General features: G+C 62.7%; 10 protein-coding genes. All 10 read left to right on the forward strand.

Annotation, left to right across the window (positions count from 1 at the left end; genetic code table 11):
• Nucleotides 1–2 precede the first annotated feature (2 nt).
• The 10 genes from B0W88_RS00840 (at nucleotide 3) to B0W88_RS00885 (ending at nucleotide 15,866) form a co-directional block, all read left to right on the forward strand.
• Complete coding sequence (locus tag B0W88_RS00840; protein ID WP_144006524.1) at nucleotides 3–596, forward strand: helix-turn-helix transcriptional regulator; 594 nt, start codon at nucleotides 3–5, stop codon at nucleotides 594–596.
• A 144-nt stretch (nucleotides 597–740) separates the two neighbouring features.
• A complete protein-coding gene (locus B0W88_RS00845) occupies nucleotides 741–2,054 on the forward strand; it encodes a hypothetical protein (RefSeq protein ID WP_144006525.1) in 1,314 nt (437 codons plus the stop codon).
• A gap of 398 nt (nucleotides 2,055–2,452) precedes the next feature.
• Nucleotides 2,453–2,662, forward strand: coding sequence for a hypothetical protein (locus B0W88_RS00850; protein ID WP_077032748.1), 210 nt, complete (start codon nucleotides 2,453–2,455; stop codon nucleotides 2,660–2,662).
• Nucleotides 2,659–3,459 carry a hypothetical protein gene (locus tag B0W88_RS00855; RefSeq protein WP_233151582.1) on the forward strand — a complete coding sequence of 267 codons (801 nt, stop codon included), beginning with the start codon at nucleotides 2,659–2,661 and terminating at the stop codon, nucleotides 3,457–3,459. Before B0W88_RS00850 ends, B0W88_RS00855 begins: the two co-directional genes overlap by 4 nt.
• Nucleotides 3,449–4,012 (forward strand): BREX protein BrxB domain-containing protein, encoded by a 564-nt coding sequence (locus B0W88_RS00860; protein WP_077032750.1) that lies wholly within the window; start codon nucleotides 3,449–3,451, stop codon nucleotides 4,010–4,012. The genes B0W88_RS00855 and B0W88_RS00860 overlap by 11 nt, the downstream gene beginning before the upstream one ends.
• 38 nt (nucleotides 4,013–4,050) lie before the next feature.
• Nucleotides 4,051–7,512 carry a BREX system P-loop protein BrxC gene (gene brxC, locus B0W88_RS00865; RefSeq protein WP_077032751.1) on the forward strand — a complete coding sequence of 1,154 codons (3,462 nt, stop codon included), beginning with the start codon at nucleotides 4,051–4,053 and terminating at the stop codon, nucleotides 7,510–7,512.
• Nucleotides 7,513–7,574: 62 nt separating this feature from the next.
• A complete protein-coding gene (locus B0W88_RS33415; RefSeq protein WP_158080769.1) occupies nucleotides 7,575–7,892 on the forward strand; it encodes a hypothetical protein in 318 nt (105 codons plus the stop codon).
• Nucleotides 7,889–11,287 carry a DNA methyltransferase gene (locus B0W88_RS00875; RefSeq protein ID WP_077032753.1) on the forward strand — a complete coding sequence of 1,133 codons (3,399 nt, stop codon included), beginning with the start codon at nucleotides 7,889–7,891 and terminating at the stop codon, nucleotides 11,285–11,287. The genes B0W88_RS33415 and B0W88_RS00875 overlap by 4 nt, the downstream gene beginning before the upstream one ends.
• Entirely contained in the window at nucleotides 11,280–14,150 is a 2,871-nt protein-coding gene (locus tag B0W88_RS00880) for a TrlF family AAA-like ATPase (RefSeq protein ID WP_077032754.1), read from the forward strand. Before B0W88_RS00875 ends, B0W88_RS00880 begins: the two co-directional genes overlap by 8 nt.
• Nucleotides 14,151–14,177: 27 nt before the next feature.
• Nucleotides 14,178–15,866, forward strand: a complete 1,689-nt coding sequence (locus tag B0W88_RS00885; RefSeq protein WP_077032755.1) for a DUF262 domain-containing protein — start codon at nucleotides 14,178–14,180, stop codon at nucleotides 15,864–15,866.
• The last annotated feature ends 41 nt before the right edge of the window (nucleotides 15,867–15,907 follow it).

A 15,907-nucleotide genomic window follows, 5' to 3' on the forward strand; every position in this document is an offset into this window, starting at 1 on the left:
ACATGTCAGAAAACTTCATGCTTCCCGTCGGCTGTTCGTCGCGCGTTGTTTGCCAGGCAGTCGACCAAGAATCTCGCGAGGAGCGAACTACGCGGCTGTACGCGTCCGAGGGCGGCCCGCTTCTTGGATGGCTGTTCGAAGAGTGCGCCCGACGCGGCCAGACACGACGTGACATGTCCAGCGAATTGGGTGTGACGTACTCCTACATCCACCAGTTGCGCACGGGGGTCCGGCAGACCCGACATCTGTCCTCCGAAGTCGCGTGCGCATGCGCTAGATACCTCGGCGTTCCGCCCATCGTCGTCAAGCTCCTGGCTGGCGTAGTCCCGATGGCTGACTTCGCGTGGCCCGAGCAGACGGAGCCGGAGACTATCGACCGTGCGCTAGACGCGATGAAGCAAGACGCGGTGGCCCGAACGCTTCTGCCTGCGAACGTCAAGGCGCTTCCCATTGAAGCGAAGCGGTCCCTCGTACTCATGTACGCAGAGAACTCACGTCAAGACATCCTGGGCGTCAAGGAATTGCCCGACGTAGTGCAGTGGCTGCAGCGCGCAGCCACCATCCACAACCACAACATGGCTCTCGCAACAAGCTAGTCACCAGGGCCAATTCATTTGTCCAAGGCGGGCCTCGGCCCGCCTGTTCTTTTGGGGATAAACGCTTTGACTTCACAGGTCATCAATCGTCAAACGGTCGCCTGTGCTATCGGCCCGGGTCGATTTCACAACTGACTGAGAAACATGACCCCACACATCGACGATGCATCGGCAATCGACCGCCGGTACGCCAACAACCTCCGCTACTCGCCTATCGACGAATGGACAGAAAGGAACATCATTCAAGCATCGGCTGCTGAGCGGGAATTTCTGCTCGAGATTCAGCCCTGTTTTGCGTATCGACTCAGCTTCGCTGCGGTGCCGAAGCTCAAAAAGCGTGGCCCGGAACACTTGGCCCCTGTCCAGCGAGCAGTTGACCGATTGCTTGCCGCAGACGCACCTGCCGACGAATACCCGCCACTGGATGGGCCAGCCCTGCAATGGAAGGGGTCGAACGACCGATTGACGCGTCGGGTTTGGTTGCAAAGGCTGTCTGACGCACTTGCACATGAGACTGGCTGCTTCGTAGCCAAGCCAACAGTCACCGGTTCAGAGGCACCAACGCCTGGAAAGCGCGCCAAAGCAGTACCTGTTGCAGCGGTGACAGCGTGGTATTTGCCTGAGCTTCGGGCCGGCCAGTTCCAGTTGCCGCACCTCGTGACGTGCGGGAGCTTGGTCCACATCGGGGTTCGCAATAGCCGACGCCGGCAGTTTGGGCCGGACGCCCCACTGCACGTTGTTGAGTTCTCCGGGCAGAGCTACGAGGACACCGTTGTCACGTACCTCGGGGAGGAAATGCGTACTGGCGATATCGAGGTGTGGGGACAGCTCCTGAAGCTGGCTACGCCACTTCCTCTCGGCGCTCGCGTCACCGTGTCTGCCAGGGAGCTGCTCATCGCCCTCGGGCGAGGCACTGGCGGCCCCGCCTACAAGACTTTGCGAGCCGAAATTGCGCGGCTCCAAGGTGCCCGCTTGGTGGTCCGCAGTAGCTTCGCGCCCATGCGAGACCAGTTTCGCGCGATGTTCCCGGATGACCCGGTCTCCAATTCTGCGAGCCGGGGGCCTGTGGAGGTTGCCTTTCAGTTGCTCGGCCCGTCTTCTACCGATGGCAACGTTTGGTCGGTGTCGGTACCGCGCGAGGTCCGCGTTGCGTTCGGCGTCAGACTCAGCAGTTGGTTCAGCGAGCACGAGTACGGCATCCTGACGCGCCGCAAGCATGGCGACACAGTGAAGCGACTCTTCTTGCTTTATCGGTCCCACGCAAAGCCATGGCCGTTCACCGTACGGGAGTTGCGCAGCTACCTTGGCTCAACGATGGGTCGGGATTCCGACTTGAAAACCGCCCTGGACCTGGCCCACCATCAACTGCTGAATGCGGGGCTCATCAAGGCGTGGCGCTACGGGCTGTCAGACCGCAGGAGGAACTGTTCGGACCGAACGTACGAGGTCGACTTCTGAATTGCATGGCGGCATCCCGCTCGACGCTCGCGTCAGTCGGTCGTTGAGTGGGAGCCGCCGAGCGCGTCAGGCGGTCACGTCAGATTCACGCAAGTCCTTAGTGCAGAATGTTTTTTCAGCCTACTAGCTCAGTAGCTTCCTGTAGCTAAATAGTCGCGGCACTCGCCCTCGCCAGTAAATCCAATCAAGAGCAGACCTACTTGGGGCGGCCATGCCGCCGGGCCTTCCAAGGAAGCTGCGCGGTCCTGGAAGCTTTTCCGTTACCTCGTTACCTGCGGGAAGGCACATGCCACAACACGTCTCGCGCCGCGTCCATCCATCGCACATCGCTGACGCAGGTCGCCCTCCGGTGGGGTAAGCTGGCAAACCGCTAGCGTTTTACTCACAGGAGCCACTTCATGGCAGCCGGCAAATCCGAAGTGGTCAGCGTAAGGGTCGAGCCACCCATCAAGACGGCCCTGCAGGTCGCAGCCGACCGCGAGATGCGAAGCTTGGCCAACATGCTCGAGGTGATGGTGGTCGCGTACTGCCGCAGCAATGGCTACCCGCTGGAAGGAGTGCCGCAGGAGACCCTGCCAAACGCAGTGGCGAAAGCTCGTGCATCGTGACCGAGCAGCAGGAGTTCATCCTCGCCCAACTGGGCTTCCGCTTCGGCATCAATGGTCCCCACGCTGCGCGGACCATGATGCTGGACGACCTGCGCCTTCTCCTGGCGCACACTGCTGAGACCGCTCGCAGAACGGATTACGCGGAAGCCATCATCGCCGGCAACGTGTTGGGCAAGGCCACAAAGAAGGCCCGCGAACTTGCGCTGCGGCATCTGGGCACTCTCTACGGCCTGGACGACGCGAACCCCGTCTTCCGTGCCCTGCGGCGCCTCTGGCACAACAACGCGGCTGCGCAACCCATGCTTGCCCTGTTGGCTGCGTTGGCCCGGGACCCGCTGCTTCGAGCGTCAGAGAAATTCATGCTCGGGCTCCCAGTCGGCGGCCTCGTGGCGCGAGAAGACGTTGAAGCCTTCCTCGAGCGAACGTTCCCCGACCGATTCAGTCCCTCATCCCTCAAGTCCTTTGCCCAGAACGTCGCTGGCACCTGGACCGCGGCCGGCGTTCTTGCCGGCCACCGCCGCAAACTGCGCACCACGCCGGCGGGTACTGCCGAGGCGACCGCGATGGCACTCCTTCTGGGCCATCTGCAAGGTCGGTCGGGGCAGCGGCTGTTCAACTCGGAGTGGATATCTGTTCTCTGTAGCTCACCTGATGAGCTAATTGCACTGACAAACTCCGCGTCTCATAGGGGGTTGCTCGTGTTCATGAACGCGGGCGGCGTCAAGGAGGTTCGCTTTCCCGGCTACCTCACGCCAGAAGAAGAACGCATCCGTCAGGAGGTCTCGCATGTCATCTAAGGTCGCCAAACTGGTGACGGCCTATCGCCAGCATCTCACCGTGCCGTGGCAAGCTGGGCTCGCCGCAGTTCAGCGGGTCATCTTTGCCGTCTACGACATGGCCGACGAACTTCGGCTGCGAGCCACCGTTGACGAGTTCGCGCTGGCAACGCAGCAGGCCGAGAAGCGCTGGCTGCTGCTCGACGTGACCAACGCCTTTCCCGAGTGGATGGCCGCTCAGGAGTACCGGGAGGCCTACTTCGAGGCCCCAGAAGACCTCGCCGGGTACCAAACGGGCGAGCTCACCGAGTTCATTGCCGACCTCAACGCCAAGCTCAAGGCGCGCATCGCAGCGGAAGCCGGTGCCGACACTGTGGTCGCCCTGCTGGGCGTCGGCACGCTGTTTGGCCTGGCCCGGGTGTCGTCGGTGGTCGAAAGCATCAAGGATTCCGTCGAAGGGCGCTTGCTGGTGTTCTTCCCCGGAGAGCACCGGCCTGAAGACCACTCCTACCGGCTGCTGGATGCCCGGGATGGCTGGAACTACATGGCCGTACCGCTGCTGGCCAAAGACTGACTCGAGCAACACACGCAAGCATCAGAACAAGGACAACCATGCTGAACAGGGATATCTACAACAAGGCCCCCAAGGAAAACCGCCTCGTCAACAACGGCGTTGCCGAGGTCTCCGAGGACCATTCCGCAGCCGCTCAAGGCATCCTGCGCTATGAGCTCGAGACCTTCGTCTGCGACGGTCAGTACGAGAAGGGTCTCGAGACCATCCTCGACAAGTTCCTTGTGAACCTGGACGCTGGCACAGAGCAGCCGGGCGTCTGGATTTCCGGTTTCTATGGGAGCGGCAAGTCGCACCTGGCCAAGATGCTTCGCACACTGTGGACCGACTACCAGTTCGCTGACGGCGCCACCGCCCGCAGCTTGGCCAAGCTGCCCACCAGCGTGTTCGAGCACTTGAAGGAACTCAGCACCCAGGGCAAGCGGCACGGCACGCTGCACGCAGCGGCCGGGAAGCTCGGTGCAGGTGCCGGTGACAAGGTCCGCCTGGCACTGCTCGGAATCGTGTTCAAGTCCAAGGGCCTGCCCGAGCAGTACAACCAGGCGCAGCTCGTGCTGTGGATGACCCGCGAACACCTCCTGCCCATGGTCGAAGCTGAGCTGAAGGCCACTGGACGCTCGCTGGCCCAAGAGCTGCCTCACATGTACGTGTCCGGCCATCTCGCCAAAGCGCTGTTGAAGGCCCGCCCTGACCTCGCCCACACCGAGGCCGACGCCCGCAAGCTGCTCAAAGAACAGTTCCCGCAGGTCACCGACGTCACCAGCGAGCAGATGACCACCGCCATCGAGGCGGCGCTTGCCGTGGACGGCAAATTCCCTCTGACGCTGGTCGTCCTGGACGAAGTGCAGCAGTACATCGGTGCCGATGCGGAGAAGGCCTTCCAAGTGCAGGAGGTCACTGAGACCTTGTCCAAGCACTTCAACGGCAAGCTGCTGTTCGTGGGCACCGGCCAGTCCGCCTTGTCGGGCATGCCCAACCTGCAGCGCCTGATGGGTCGCTTCCCTGTGCAGGTGATGCTCGGCGACTGGGACGTCGAGAACGTCACCCGCCAAATCATCCTGGCCAAGAAGCCGTCGGCCCAGCCCGATGTCGAGCATGTCTGGCGCGCCAACCTCGGCGAAATCTCCCGGCACCTGCGCGGCACCAAGCTCGAGCACGTCACCGACGATGAGGACGTGATGACGTCCGACTACCCACTGCTGCCGGTTCGCCGGCGCTTCTGGGAACGTGTGCTTCGGACCATCGACACCACCGGCACCGTGTCGCAGCTGCGCAGCCAGTTGCGTGTAGTGCATGAGGCGGTGATGGCCACGGCCGATGCGCCTCTGGGCCACGTCGTCTCCGGCGACTTTCTGTACGACCAGATTGCCGCGAACCTGGTCTCCACGGCTCTGTTGCCCAAGGAGGTCTTCGAGAACGTCCAGAAGTTCGCCGCCGGCGCCCCTCATGCCCAGCTCAAGGGCAAGCTTCTCAAGCTCATCTATCTCATCAACAAGCTGCCCCACGAGGCCGCGGTGGACATCGGTCTGAAGGCGACCGAGGAAGCTTTGGCTGACTTGCTTGTGACCGACCTGTCCGCCGGGTCGTCTGAACTCCGCAAGCAACTGCCCGCGCTGCTTGACGAACTGCAGAACAAAGACCGCTTGGTCATGGCGCTCGCAGGCGGCAGCGGGACGGAGTTCCGTCTGCAGACTCGCGAGTCCAGCGCCTGGTACGACGAGTTCCGTGCGCAGGAGGCCGAGCTCACAGCGGCCCCTCAACGCATCGAGCAGAAGCGAGCCGACTTGCTCAAGGGGCGCTTCAGCGACGTGCTGAAGAAGGTCCGGGTCGTTCAGGGCAAGGACAACGTCGAGCGTCGCCTGGTGCCATCCTACGATGACATCCTCCCCAAGGACAACGACAAGAGCCTATACCTGTGGATTCAGGACGGTGGGCCGACGGAAGAGAAGTCCCTCATTGCCGATGCCAAGGCCAAGGCCGCCGACAACCCAACGCTTTTCGCGTTTATCCCTGCGCAGCACAAGACCAAGCTGACCGAAGCCATAGTGGCGTTGGAAGCGGCGCGTACCACGCTGCAAAAGAAGGGAAGCCCCTCCACCGAGGAAGGCCGCGACGCGCAGCGCTCGATGGAAAGCCGCCAGCGCACCGCCGAGAAGGAACTGGCCGAGTTGCTGGACCAGCTTTTCGCCGGCGTGCGGGTGTTCCAGGCCGGTGGCCAGGAGGCGCAGGACGGCAACGACCTAGCAGACCGCATCAACCGAGCGGCCAAGTCCTCCGCCGTCCGCCTCTACAGCCAGTTCGACGCCGCCGACCACGACCTGTGGAGCAAGGTGCTCGATGAAGCTCGGAAGGGTAACTTGGAGGCGCTGAAAGCCGTGGGCCACACTCAGGAGGCCGACAAGCACCCGGTCTGCCAGAAGCTGCTGGCCTACATCGGCCCGGGCAAGAAGGGTGCCGAGATTCGCGACAACTTCGAGGCGCCACCTTTTGGCTGGCCGCGCGACGCCATCGACGGCGCGCTGTACGCCCTGCTGGCCGCGGGCCACATCAAGGCGACCGATGCGGCGTCAAAGGCCGTGGACGCTAAGAGCCTGGACCGCGCCAAGCTGACGCAGACCAGCTTCCAGCGTGAGAGCATCAACATCACGGCACCTCAGTTCCTGAAGATTCGCTCCCTTTTCAACACGGTGGGCGTGCCGTGCCAGCCCAAGGACGAGCTGAACAAGCTTCCAGCCCTGCTCGCCAAGCTGCGTGAGCAGGCCTCCAAGGCAGGTGGCGCCTCACCTGCGCCCGAGTTGCCTAAGCTGGCCGTCATCGAAGCCATCGAGGCGCAGACCGGCAATGCCCAGTTGCTCGAACTGTTCAACCGCAACGACGAAGTCGCAGGGCTGTCGAAGTCCTGGAGCAAGACTGCCAACGACATCGCCAAGCGCCTGCCCACCTGGCATCAGTTGAAAGAGCTGCTGCGCCACGCCAAGACGCTAGGGCCTTACTCCGCACTCAAGGCCGAGGTGGCGGCTGTCGAGGCCCAGCGCAGCCTGCTGGCCGACCCTGACCCCGTGCGGCCACTGTTGGACAAGACCGTCGAATTACTGCGCCAGGCCCTGAAGACCAAGTTGGACGCTTTCCAGTTGGCGTACGAGCAGCAGCGCGACCAGCTCCAAGCCGACGGCGAGTGGAAGAAGCTCAACGACCAACAGCGGGCAGACCTCAGCGACAAGCATCACCTTGCCGCGCCGACTTCGCTGCCACTCGGCACGCCCGAGCAACTGCAAGACGCGCTGGACGACTGCGACCTGGACCACTGGGTCTCCAGGACCCAGGCCTTGTCCAGCCGCTTCGAAGCCGCGCGCCGTGCAGCGGTTCAACTGCTCAAGCCCAACGTGGCGCACGTGGCGCTGCCCAAGCGCACCTTGAACGACACAGCTGAGCTCGAAGCATGGCTGGCGGAAGTCGAGGCCTTGCTGCGCACCAAGCTCAAACAGGGCCCGGTGGCGCTATGACTCAAGAGCGAGCGTTCGACCCGATAGGTGAGACAGCGTCCAACCTGGGCCTGGACCACACGGTGGTCCGAAGCGTCATCGACGAGTTCATGCTGCAGTTGCATCGCGACCTCGTGGAGTACCAAGGAATGAACGGCGACTACCTTGGCGAGAGCCTTCCACATCACCTGCCTAACCAAGCCTTCTTCCACCTTCTCGGGTTCTTGGACCGCTTCTCAGAGCGATACCAGTGGGAGCCCGGCACCGCACATGAGTACCTGGCCCGGCTCGGCTCGCGCGCCGCTTGGCTGCCGTTCTCGCACCAGCTGCAAGGTTGGGTGGAGTCTTCGCACTACGGTCGGCGACCGCGTTCCGCTGAGCCTGGAGAGAACCCTGCATGACGCTGACGAACGTTCCCCTGTCTAAGCCCCTGCGCAGCCAGCTCGAAGCCACCGTCAAGTCCGCCCGCGACGTGGCCGAGAGGGGTGCCCACGCCGCCCTGAGCCAACTGGCCGTGGGCGAAGCCAGCGCCCCCAGCTACCTGACTGACGACCTCAAGGCCCTGCGTCGCCGCCTGCGCGCCCACGGCCGTGCCCTGGGCGACAAGAAGGCCGGCGACGACACCCAGGCCCTGCAGCACTTGGTCTGGGAGGTGGCTTACGAGCACTGGCACCGCATGCTGTTCGCCCGCTTCCTGGCCGAGAACGGCCTGCTGCTGTGGGAGCCCGGCGCGGCGGTGTCGCTGGATGATTGCGAAGCCTTGGTGCAGGAAGCCGACCCGGCGATGAACCTGGGCGCCAAGACGCAATGGGAGCTGGCTGGCAAGCTGGCCGCCCGCATGCTGCCGCAGGTGTTCAAGCCGCAGAGCCCAGTGTTCGAGCTGGCCTTCGCGCCAGAGCACCAGCGTGAGCTGGAGCGCCTGCTTAGCGGCCTGCCGGCCGAGGTGTTCAAGGCCAGCGACAGCCTGGGCTGGGTCTACCAGTTCTGGCAGGCTAAGCGCAAGGACGAGGTCAACGCCTCGGAGGTGAAGATTGGCGCCGACGAGCTGCCCGCCGTCACCCAGCTGTTCACCGAGCCCTACATGGTGGACTTCCTGCTCCACAACTCGCTGGGCGCCTGGTGGGTGACGCGCCACCCCGGCCAGACCTGCCCCGTGCCGCTGACCTACCTGCGCACGTTGGAAAACGGCACGCCCGCCGCCGGAAAGTTCGAAGGCTGGCCCAGCAAGCTCGAAGAGTTCAAGCTGCTGGACCCCTGCTGCGGCTCGGGCCACTTCCTGGTGGCGGCCTTCCTGCTGCTGGTGCCCATGCGCATGGAGGCTGAGGGCCTGAGCGCGATGGATGCGGTGGACGCCGTCCTGGCCGACAACCTGCACGGCCTGGAGCTGGACGCCCGCTGCGTGGAAATCGCGGTCTTCGCGCTGGCCCTGGCGGCCTGGCGCTTCCCGGACGAGAACGGCGACCCGCTGGGCGTGCGCGCCGACATGCCCGCGCCGCAGGTGGCCTGCTGCGGCCTGAAGGTGGCAGCCAAGCCCGAGGACTGGATGGCCCTGGTGCCGGACGACGCCGCCAACGCCGCCTACCTGCGCCAGGAACTGCGCCTGCTGCACGCCAGCTTCGCCCAGGCACCGCTGCTGGGCAGCCTGCTGGACCCGGCGCGCAGTCTGAAGAACGACCTGGCCACGTCCAGCTTCGAAACCCTGCGCGACCTGCTGGGGCGTGCACTGGCCACCGAGCGCCCGGCCACGCTGTGGGGTCAGGCCAGCGAGTTGCAGGACGACAGTTGGGATTTGGCGCTCACCGCCAAGGGTCTGCTGGATGCGGCCAGGTTGCTGGATGGCCGCTACCACCTAGTAGTGACCAATGTCCCCTATCTTGCGCGCGGGAAGCAGGACGATGTACTTCGCAGCTATTGCGACAACCACTATCCCAACGCCCGAAATGACTTGGCCAACGTATTCCTAGAGCGTTGCTTGGAGTTCGCCTTCTCTCCTGAAAATGGTTGCGCCAGAGGGGTTGTTCAAGTCGTTATGCCGCAGAACTGGCTCTTCCTCGCGAGCTATAGGCTGCAGCGCGAATCATTGCTTCGGCGAGTCGGATGGAATCTTCTAGCGAGACTTGGCCCAGGCGCATTCGAAACCATCAGTGGCGAGGTGGTTCAGGCTGTCCTCATTACACAAACAGTGAGTGCCGAAGTAGAGGGCAATCAGCTGCGGGGTATAGATGCCACTGCGGCAAGGCAGGCGTTTGCAAAAGCAAATGTTTTGAGAGAAGGGGCGGTGGTTGAAATGCCCCAGTCAGACCAGTTGAGCAATCCAGGGCTGGTTATCTCGCTTGAGCCCCTCAGCTCTGATAATCTTCTGGCGAAGTATGCGAAGAGTGTGGAAGGATTGTCGGCGGGCGATACAGAGCGATTCATCCGTAGCTATTGGGAATTGCACTCCTGGCAAGATGGAATCTGGGAAAAGCTCGCTGGCGCGGCCGAAGCAACAACTCCTTTCGGGGGACTAACGCGTGTATTCAAATGGGAGGGAGGGCAGGGTGAGATTTCTCGCTTCCCTCCTGCACGCATTCGTGGACATGGGGCATGGGGCAGGCGGGGTGTCCTGGTCGGCCAGATGGGAACTGTTCCTCGAAGTTTATATTTTGGCGACCGACACGAAAAGATTACCGCGGCGATAGTGCCATACGACCAAGCGGATTTGCCCGCCATCTGGGCGTACTGTTCGCATGACTCGTACTTGGATAATTTGAGAAAGGTGAACCAGAAAGTCAGCGTTTCGACAGGCTCTCTCGTCAACGTGCCATTTGATATTGACTATTGGCGGCTAGAGGCGGCGGCTCTCGCTGAAACTAGAGCACTGTCGCCTTACTCAGATGACCCCACTCAATGGCTGTTTCATGGCCACCCGCAGCCCGCCACTGACCCGATGCAGGTCGCTGTCGCCCGTCTGACCGGCTACCGCTGGCCGGCCGAGACCGACACAGCGATGGAACTGGCCGACGAGGCCCGCACCTGGATTGCCCGCTGCGGGAAGCTGGCCGAGCACACTGACGACGACGGCATCGTCTGCCTGCCCTCGGTGCGCGGCGAGGCGCCTGCTCATGACCGCCTGCTCAAGCTGCTGATTGCCGCCTGGGAGACCGTGCAGCCCGGCAGCTGGAAGCCCGCCGTGCTCGACAAGCTGCTGGCCGATGCCGACTGCACCGGCAAGGGCCTGGACGTCTGGCTGCGTGACAAGTTCTTCGAGCAGCACGCCCAGCGCTTCCATCACCGCCCCTTCATCTGGCATGTGTGGGACGGCCTGAAGGACGGCTTTGCCGCGCTGGTGAACTACCACCAGCTCGACCACAAGAAGCTCGAGCGCCTCATCCACACCTACCTGGGCGACTGGATACGCCAACAGGAGGCTGGAGTGCGTGATGGCATCGACAACGCCCCGCAGCGTCTGGCAGCAGCCCTTGACCTCAAACGCCGCCTGGAGCTCATCCTCGAAGGCGAGTCCGACGGCAAGACCGGCTACGACACCTTCGTGCGCTGGAAGCCGATGGCCGAGCAACCCATCGGCTGGAACCCCGACCTCAACGACGGCGTGCGCCTGAACATCCGCCCGTTCATGACGGCCAAAGTGCTGCGTCACAACCAGAAGCCCAAGCTCAACATCACCTGGGACAAGGACCGCGGCAAGGATGTGGAAAGTGCGCCGTGGTTCAAGACCTTTGGTGGTGACCGCATCAACGACCACCACCTGACGGTGGCGGAGAAGCAAGCAGCGCGGGAGGCGCGCCGTGGCTGACTACGAAGGGATGCGATGGTTCAACTGCGACTTCCAGGTCCAAACGCCCGAAGACGCCACGCACTGGGGCGATGCTGACACCCGGCTGCCGGAGCCGCGCCGACCGATGGTTGTGCCGGCACCGGATGCCAACGGCGTTGTGGGACCAGCAAAGCCCGATGAAAACCGCCTCCAGGAGATTGCGCGGGCCTACCTTCATCGCTGCCACGAGGTGGGGCTCGAGCTGATTGGCGTCACGGACCACAACTTCTCGCAGAAGACGGACCCGCGGGACTGGTTTCTGACGCACCTGGTGGAGCAGAACAAGTCGGTTGCCAGGGAGTTGGGGCGCCAACCGCTGCACATCCTTCCTGGCTTCGAGGTCGACATCGGCTACCACGTGCTGTGTCTGTTCGAGCCAGCCAAGAAGGCCAGCCATGTCTGGCGGGTGAATCGCCTGCTCTGCAAGCTGGGGCTCGACGAGAACGAACGCTTCCGACAGGGACGCCCGATGCCCCTGCGACGAAACAACGCCACCGTCAGCCTCAAGGAGCTGATTGAGCTGGTTCAAGAGCAGCACAAGGGCATCGTCATTGCAGCCCACGCCGACCAGAACGACGGTCTGCTGGGCGACCCTCGCCATATCGAGGACTACAAGAACAAGAAGCTGTTGGCGTTTGAGGTGACGGCCAACCCTCCCGCTCAACGGGTTCTTGACGTTGTTGAAGGGCGCGACCGCGCATGGGCCAGGCCGGACTGCCACCCGGCCTACGTGATGTCGTCGGACGCCAAGTCGCTCAAGGTAGACGACCTGGGGCAGCCTGTCGCCAACTCTCTGGGCTACCGGCACACGTGGCTCAAGATGTCTAAGCCCTCCATCGAGGCGCTGCGCCAGGCGTTCCTGGACCCTTTGTCCCGCATCCAGCTGCAGGGCGCTCGCCCGAGCGAGGCGCAGGTGCATCCGCGCATCACCAAGGTCTCGGTTCGAGGGGCGAAGTTCCTCGAAGACCAGGACGTGCACTTCTCGGAGGGCTTCAACTGCGTCATCGGCGGTCGCGGCAGCGGCAAGTCGTCCCTGCTGGAGTACGTGCGGTTTGCCATCGGCCCTGATGAACCCGCATCCAAGGGTGAGGACGACGACCCATCCCTGCGCCGAAAGCGGGAGCTGCTGAAGGAGTCGCTGAAGCCTGAGGCGGAACTGCGGGTCACCTTCGAGGTAGGCAACGGGGTGTCGGACACCTTGGTCTACGCGCCTGGGAAGCCTGCAGGCCAGCAACGGTGGTTGGATGGTCGCGAAGTGGCCGACCTGAACACCGTGCTTCGCCAGCTCCAGCTTCAGTTCTTCAGCCAAGGCGAGCTGAGCCGCATGACCAACGGCGCACAGGGTCAGGCTCAGGTCTTGGCACTGATTGACACGGCCGCCGGGGCTTCGCTGTTGGAGCTCAAGGCGACCGAGCGCGACCTCAAGGCGCGCCTGAAGGCGCTCTTCCAGAGCACACGCGACGCCGCCCGCCTGCAAGCTGAGGTCGCCGAGGCGCAGCAAGAGGCTGTCGAACTGGAGCGGCAGTTGAAAGCGCGTGAGGCGGTCCAAGAGGACTCGCAACTGAACCAGCTTGCACTGGAGGCTCGCCGGCACCTCAACCGCATGAAGGTAGCAGACTCGCCTGTGGTGGAGGCGGTGAACCAGGTGCTGCAGCAGTTGGGCACGCCGCTGGAGCCGCTCTCTGCCAATGCAGACAAGTGGCCGAATGCGGCTTGGTTCAAGGGCGCCACGGCGCAGATGGAGCAGGCGCGGGCGGACTTGGCCGCGGCCATCACCGAAGCCATGACCGGCTACCAGCAAGCAATGGCCGCCTGCCTTGGGGAAGGCGCCACCCAGTCGACCGAGCAAGAAATTGCCGCTGTGCAGGAGCGTTTTCGTGCGGCCTGCGTTGCGAGTGGCATCCGGGAAGACGACATCGCCCGAATGCAGGGCTTGGAAGAGAAGCGTCAGGAGAAGCTGAAGCTGGTCGAGGAACGACAAAAGCGACTGGCCGAGGTACAGACCGAAGCGGACAAGTTTCCGCAGGTGCTCGGCGAGTTACACGGGGTCTGGCGCTCGCAGTTCGATGCCCGACGGGCAACGGCCGAAGCCATTCAGGCCGCTGTGGCCTCTCAGACCGTCCGCTTGACCACCGACTTCATGGCCGACGAGGCGTCCTTCAAGGCCGCCTGGGCGCGGTTGGCTCCAGCGGACAAGCGGGGCAAGCTCGCCCGCCGATGGGAAGACTACGGTGACGAGCTCTTTCGAGAGTGGGGACGCCGTGGCGAAGCGTCCGTCTGGGAGACGTTGGAAGCGGCGAGGACAGACACGGGCGTGCTGGAGACCGTGCTCCTTGAGGGCCTGCACCAAGCGTTGTTCGTTCACCTCGACAGCGACAACGTCCGGCCCCTTTGGGAGGACGTGCGCCTCTCTCGGGTAAGCGACGGCATCGACGTGGAGCTGTTGCGCGAGGACCGGACCGTTGCCGGCTCCATGAGCGGCGCCTTGTCAGAGGGGCAACGGAACACCGTCTTGCTGAACCTGATGCTGGCGCGTGGAGAAGGCCCCATCGTTATTGACCAGCCCGAGGACGAGCTGGACTCGAGCTTCATCTACCGGACTCTGGTCCGCGACCTGCGAGCAGCGAAGAGCAAGCGACAACTGATAGTCGCCACGCACAACGCGAACCTGCCGGTCAACGCAGACGCCGAGCAAATCTACGCCCTCGAAGCGCGCGATGGACGCGGCAAGCCCCGCGCCCAGGGCGGCCTCGACCGCAAGGGCGTGGCTGAGGCGGTGCTGGACATCATGGAGGGCTCAGAGCAAGCCTTCAAGCAGCGCAGCGAGAAGTACCACTTCTAACAAGTAAGCCAGGGAGAACTAAACAGCATGTCCAAGAAAATAAGTGGTGCGGAGCACCCGCTCGCCAAAATCTTCAGCTCGGATTTCGACTACGTTATTCCAAGCTATCAGCGGCCTTACGCATGGACTACCGTGCAGGCGGGCGAATTGTTCTCTGACCTCCACGACTTTTACAGCAAAGAGGACAAGGAGGACACGTACTTCCTGGGCAGCATCGTGCTCATCAAGGACGAAGGGAAGCCTCATGCAGAGGTCATCGACGGTCAGCAGCGGCTGACAACACTGACCATCCTGCTTGCCGCGCTGACACACCGAGCTTCGGGACAAATTCGCGATGCGTTCCATCGGTATCTGTGTGAACCCGGCAATGTGCTGGAAGGGCTTGCGCAGAAGCCACGTTTGACCCTGCGTGACCGGGACCGTGCGTTCTTCAAGCGTTATGTGCAGGACGTGGCCTTTGACGACTTGTTAGCCCTGGACCCTGCCCAGTTGGAAAACGAGTCGCAAAGGAACATTCAGGCCAACGCCAGACTGTTTTTGCAACGCCTCGACTCCGCGTTTGGAGCCGACACGCAGGCTGCAACCCAGTTCGGTGGCTTCCTCGTGCAGCGCTGCTTCCTGGTGGCCGTTTCCACGCCCAGTCAGCAGTCTGCCTTCCGTGTGTTCTCGGTACTCAACAGTCGAGGCCTTGACCTTTTGCCGACGGACATCATTAAGTCGGATGTCATCGGGAAGGTGAAGCCTGGACTACGGAACACCTACAACGACACCTGGGAGGAGCTCGAAGTCGAGACCGGCCGAGATGGTTTCGCCGAAGTCTTCGGGCACATCCGCATGATTTATGCGAAGGACAAGGCGCGCCGGGCGTTGCTTGAGGAGTTTCGCGAGCGGGTGATTGACAAGGTCCTGTCTGCCGAAGACTTGGTGACGAATGTCATCGAGCCCTACACCCAGGCCTATCTGGTGGCGAAGCACGCGCAGTACGTTTCAACGTCGAACGCCGCGGAAATCAACACGCTGCTGCGTTGGTTGAATCGCATCGACAACTCAGACTGGCTGCCTAGCGCGATGAAGTTCCTCGCCGAGCATGAGTCCGACGCCGAGTACGTGCATTGGTTTCTCAAGCGGCTGGAGGCGCTTGCCGCATGCATGCATGTGTGTGGCTACGACGTGAATGCTCGTATCGAGCGCTACGGTCGAGTTCTGACCGCGCTGGAAAGGCCTCACTCCAAGAACGAGCCGGTGTCGGCAGTGGAGCTCACCAGTCACGAAAAATCTACCTTCTTCGCCCACCTTCAAGGGGAGGTCTACCTCCTAACAGCACGGCGTAGAAACTACCTCATCCTTCGGCTTGACTCCTTCCTTGCCGACGGAGCAGCAACCTACGACCCATCCATCCTGACCATCGAACACGTCCTGCCTCAGACCGTGGCAAAGGATTCGGTGTGGGCCGCGCAGTGGCCAAACACGGCGGACCAGTCGCGTTGGCTGCACCGGTTGGCAAATCTGGTCCCACTCAACCAGCGCCGGAACTCCCAAGCTCAAAACCATGATTTCGAGCGCAAGAAGAAGGCGTACTTTGGTGGCAAGCAAGGAGTTTCTTCCTACGTCTTGACAACGCAAGTGCTCAACACGCCTACTTGGACGCCCGCCGTGGTTGAGCAACGGCAGGGAGACCTGATAGATGTGCTGACCACTGCCTGGAATCTGAAGTGATAACACTGCTGTCGAAGCCGTAAAGGCCGCGCAGGGAGGAA

It is taken from the genome of Pelomonas sp. KK5 (assembly GCF_001984095.1).
Taxonomy (GTDB): Bacteria; Pseudomonadota; Gammaproteobacteria; order Burkholderiales; family Burkholderiaceae_C; genus KK5.

What these genes read in the sequence shown, in the direction of transcription:
- B0W88_RS00850 (WP_077032748.1), top strand. Translation starts at nt 2,453, where the DNA reads ATGGCAGCCGGCAAATCCGAAGTGGTCAGCGTAAGGGTCGAGCCACCC.
- B0W88_RS00840 (WP_144006524.1), top strand. Translation starts at nt 3, where the DNA reads ATGTCAGAAAACTTCATGCTTCCCGTCGGCTGTTCGTCGCGCGTTGTT.
- B0W88_RS00860 (WP_077032750.1), top strand. Translation starts at nt 3,449, where the DNA reads ATGTCATCTAAGGTCGCCAAACTGGTGACGGCCTATCGCCAGCATCTC.
- B0W88_RS00885 (WP_077032755.1), top strand. Translation starts at nt 14,178, where the DNA reads ATGTCCAAGAAAATAAGTGGTGCGGAGCACCCGCTCGCCAAAATCTTC.
- B0W88_RS00875 (WP_077032753.1), top strand. Translation starts at nt 7,889, where the DNA reads ATGACGCTGACGAACGTTCCCCTGTCTAAGCCCCTGCGCAGCCAGCTC.
- B0W88_RS00845 (WP_144006525.1), top strand. Translation starts at nt 741, where the DNA reads ATGACCCCACACATCGACGATGCATCGGCAATCGACCGCCGGTACGCC.
- brxC (WP_077032751.1), top strand. Translation starts at nt 4,051, where the DNA reads ATGCTGAACAGGGATATCTACAACAAGGCCCCCAAGGAAAACCGCCTC.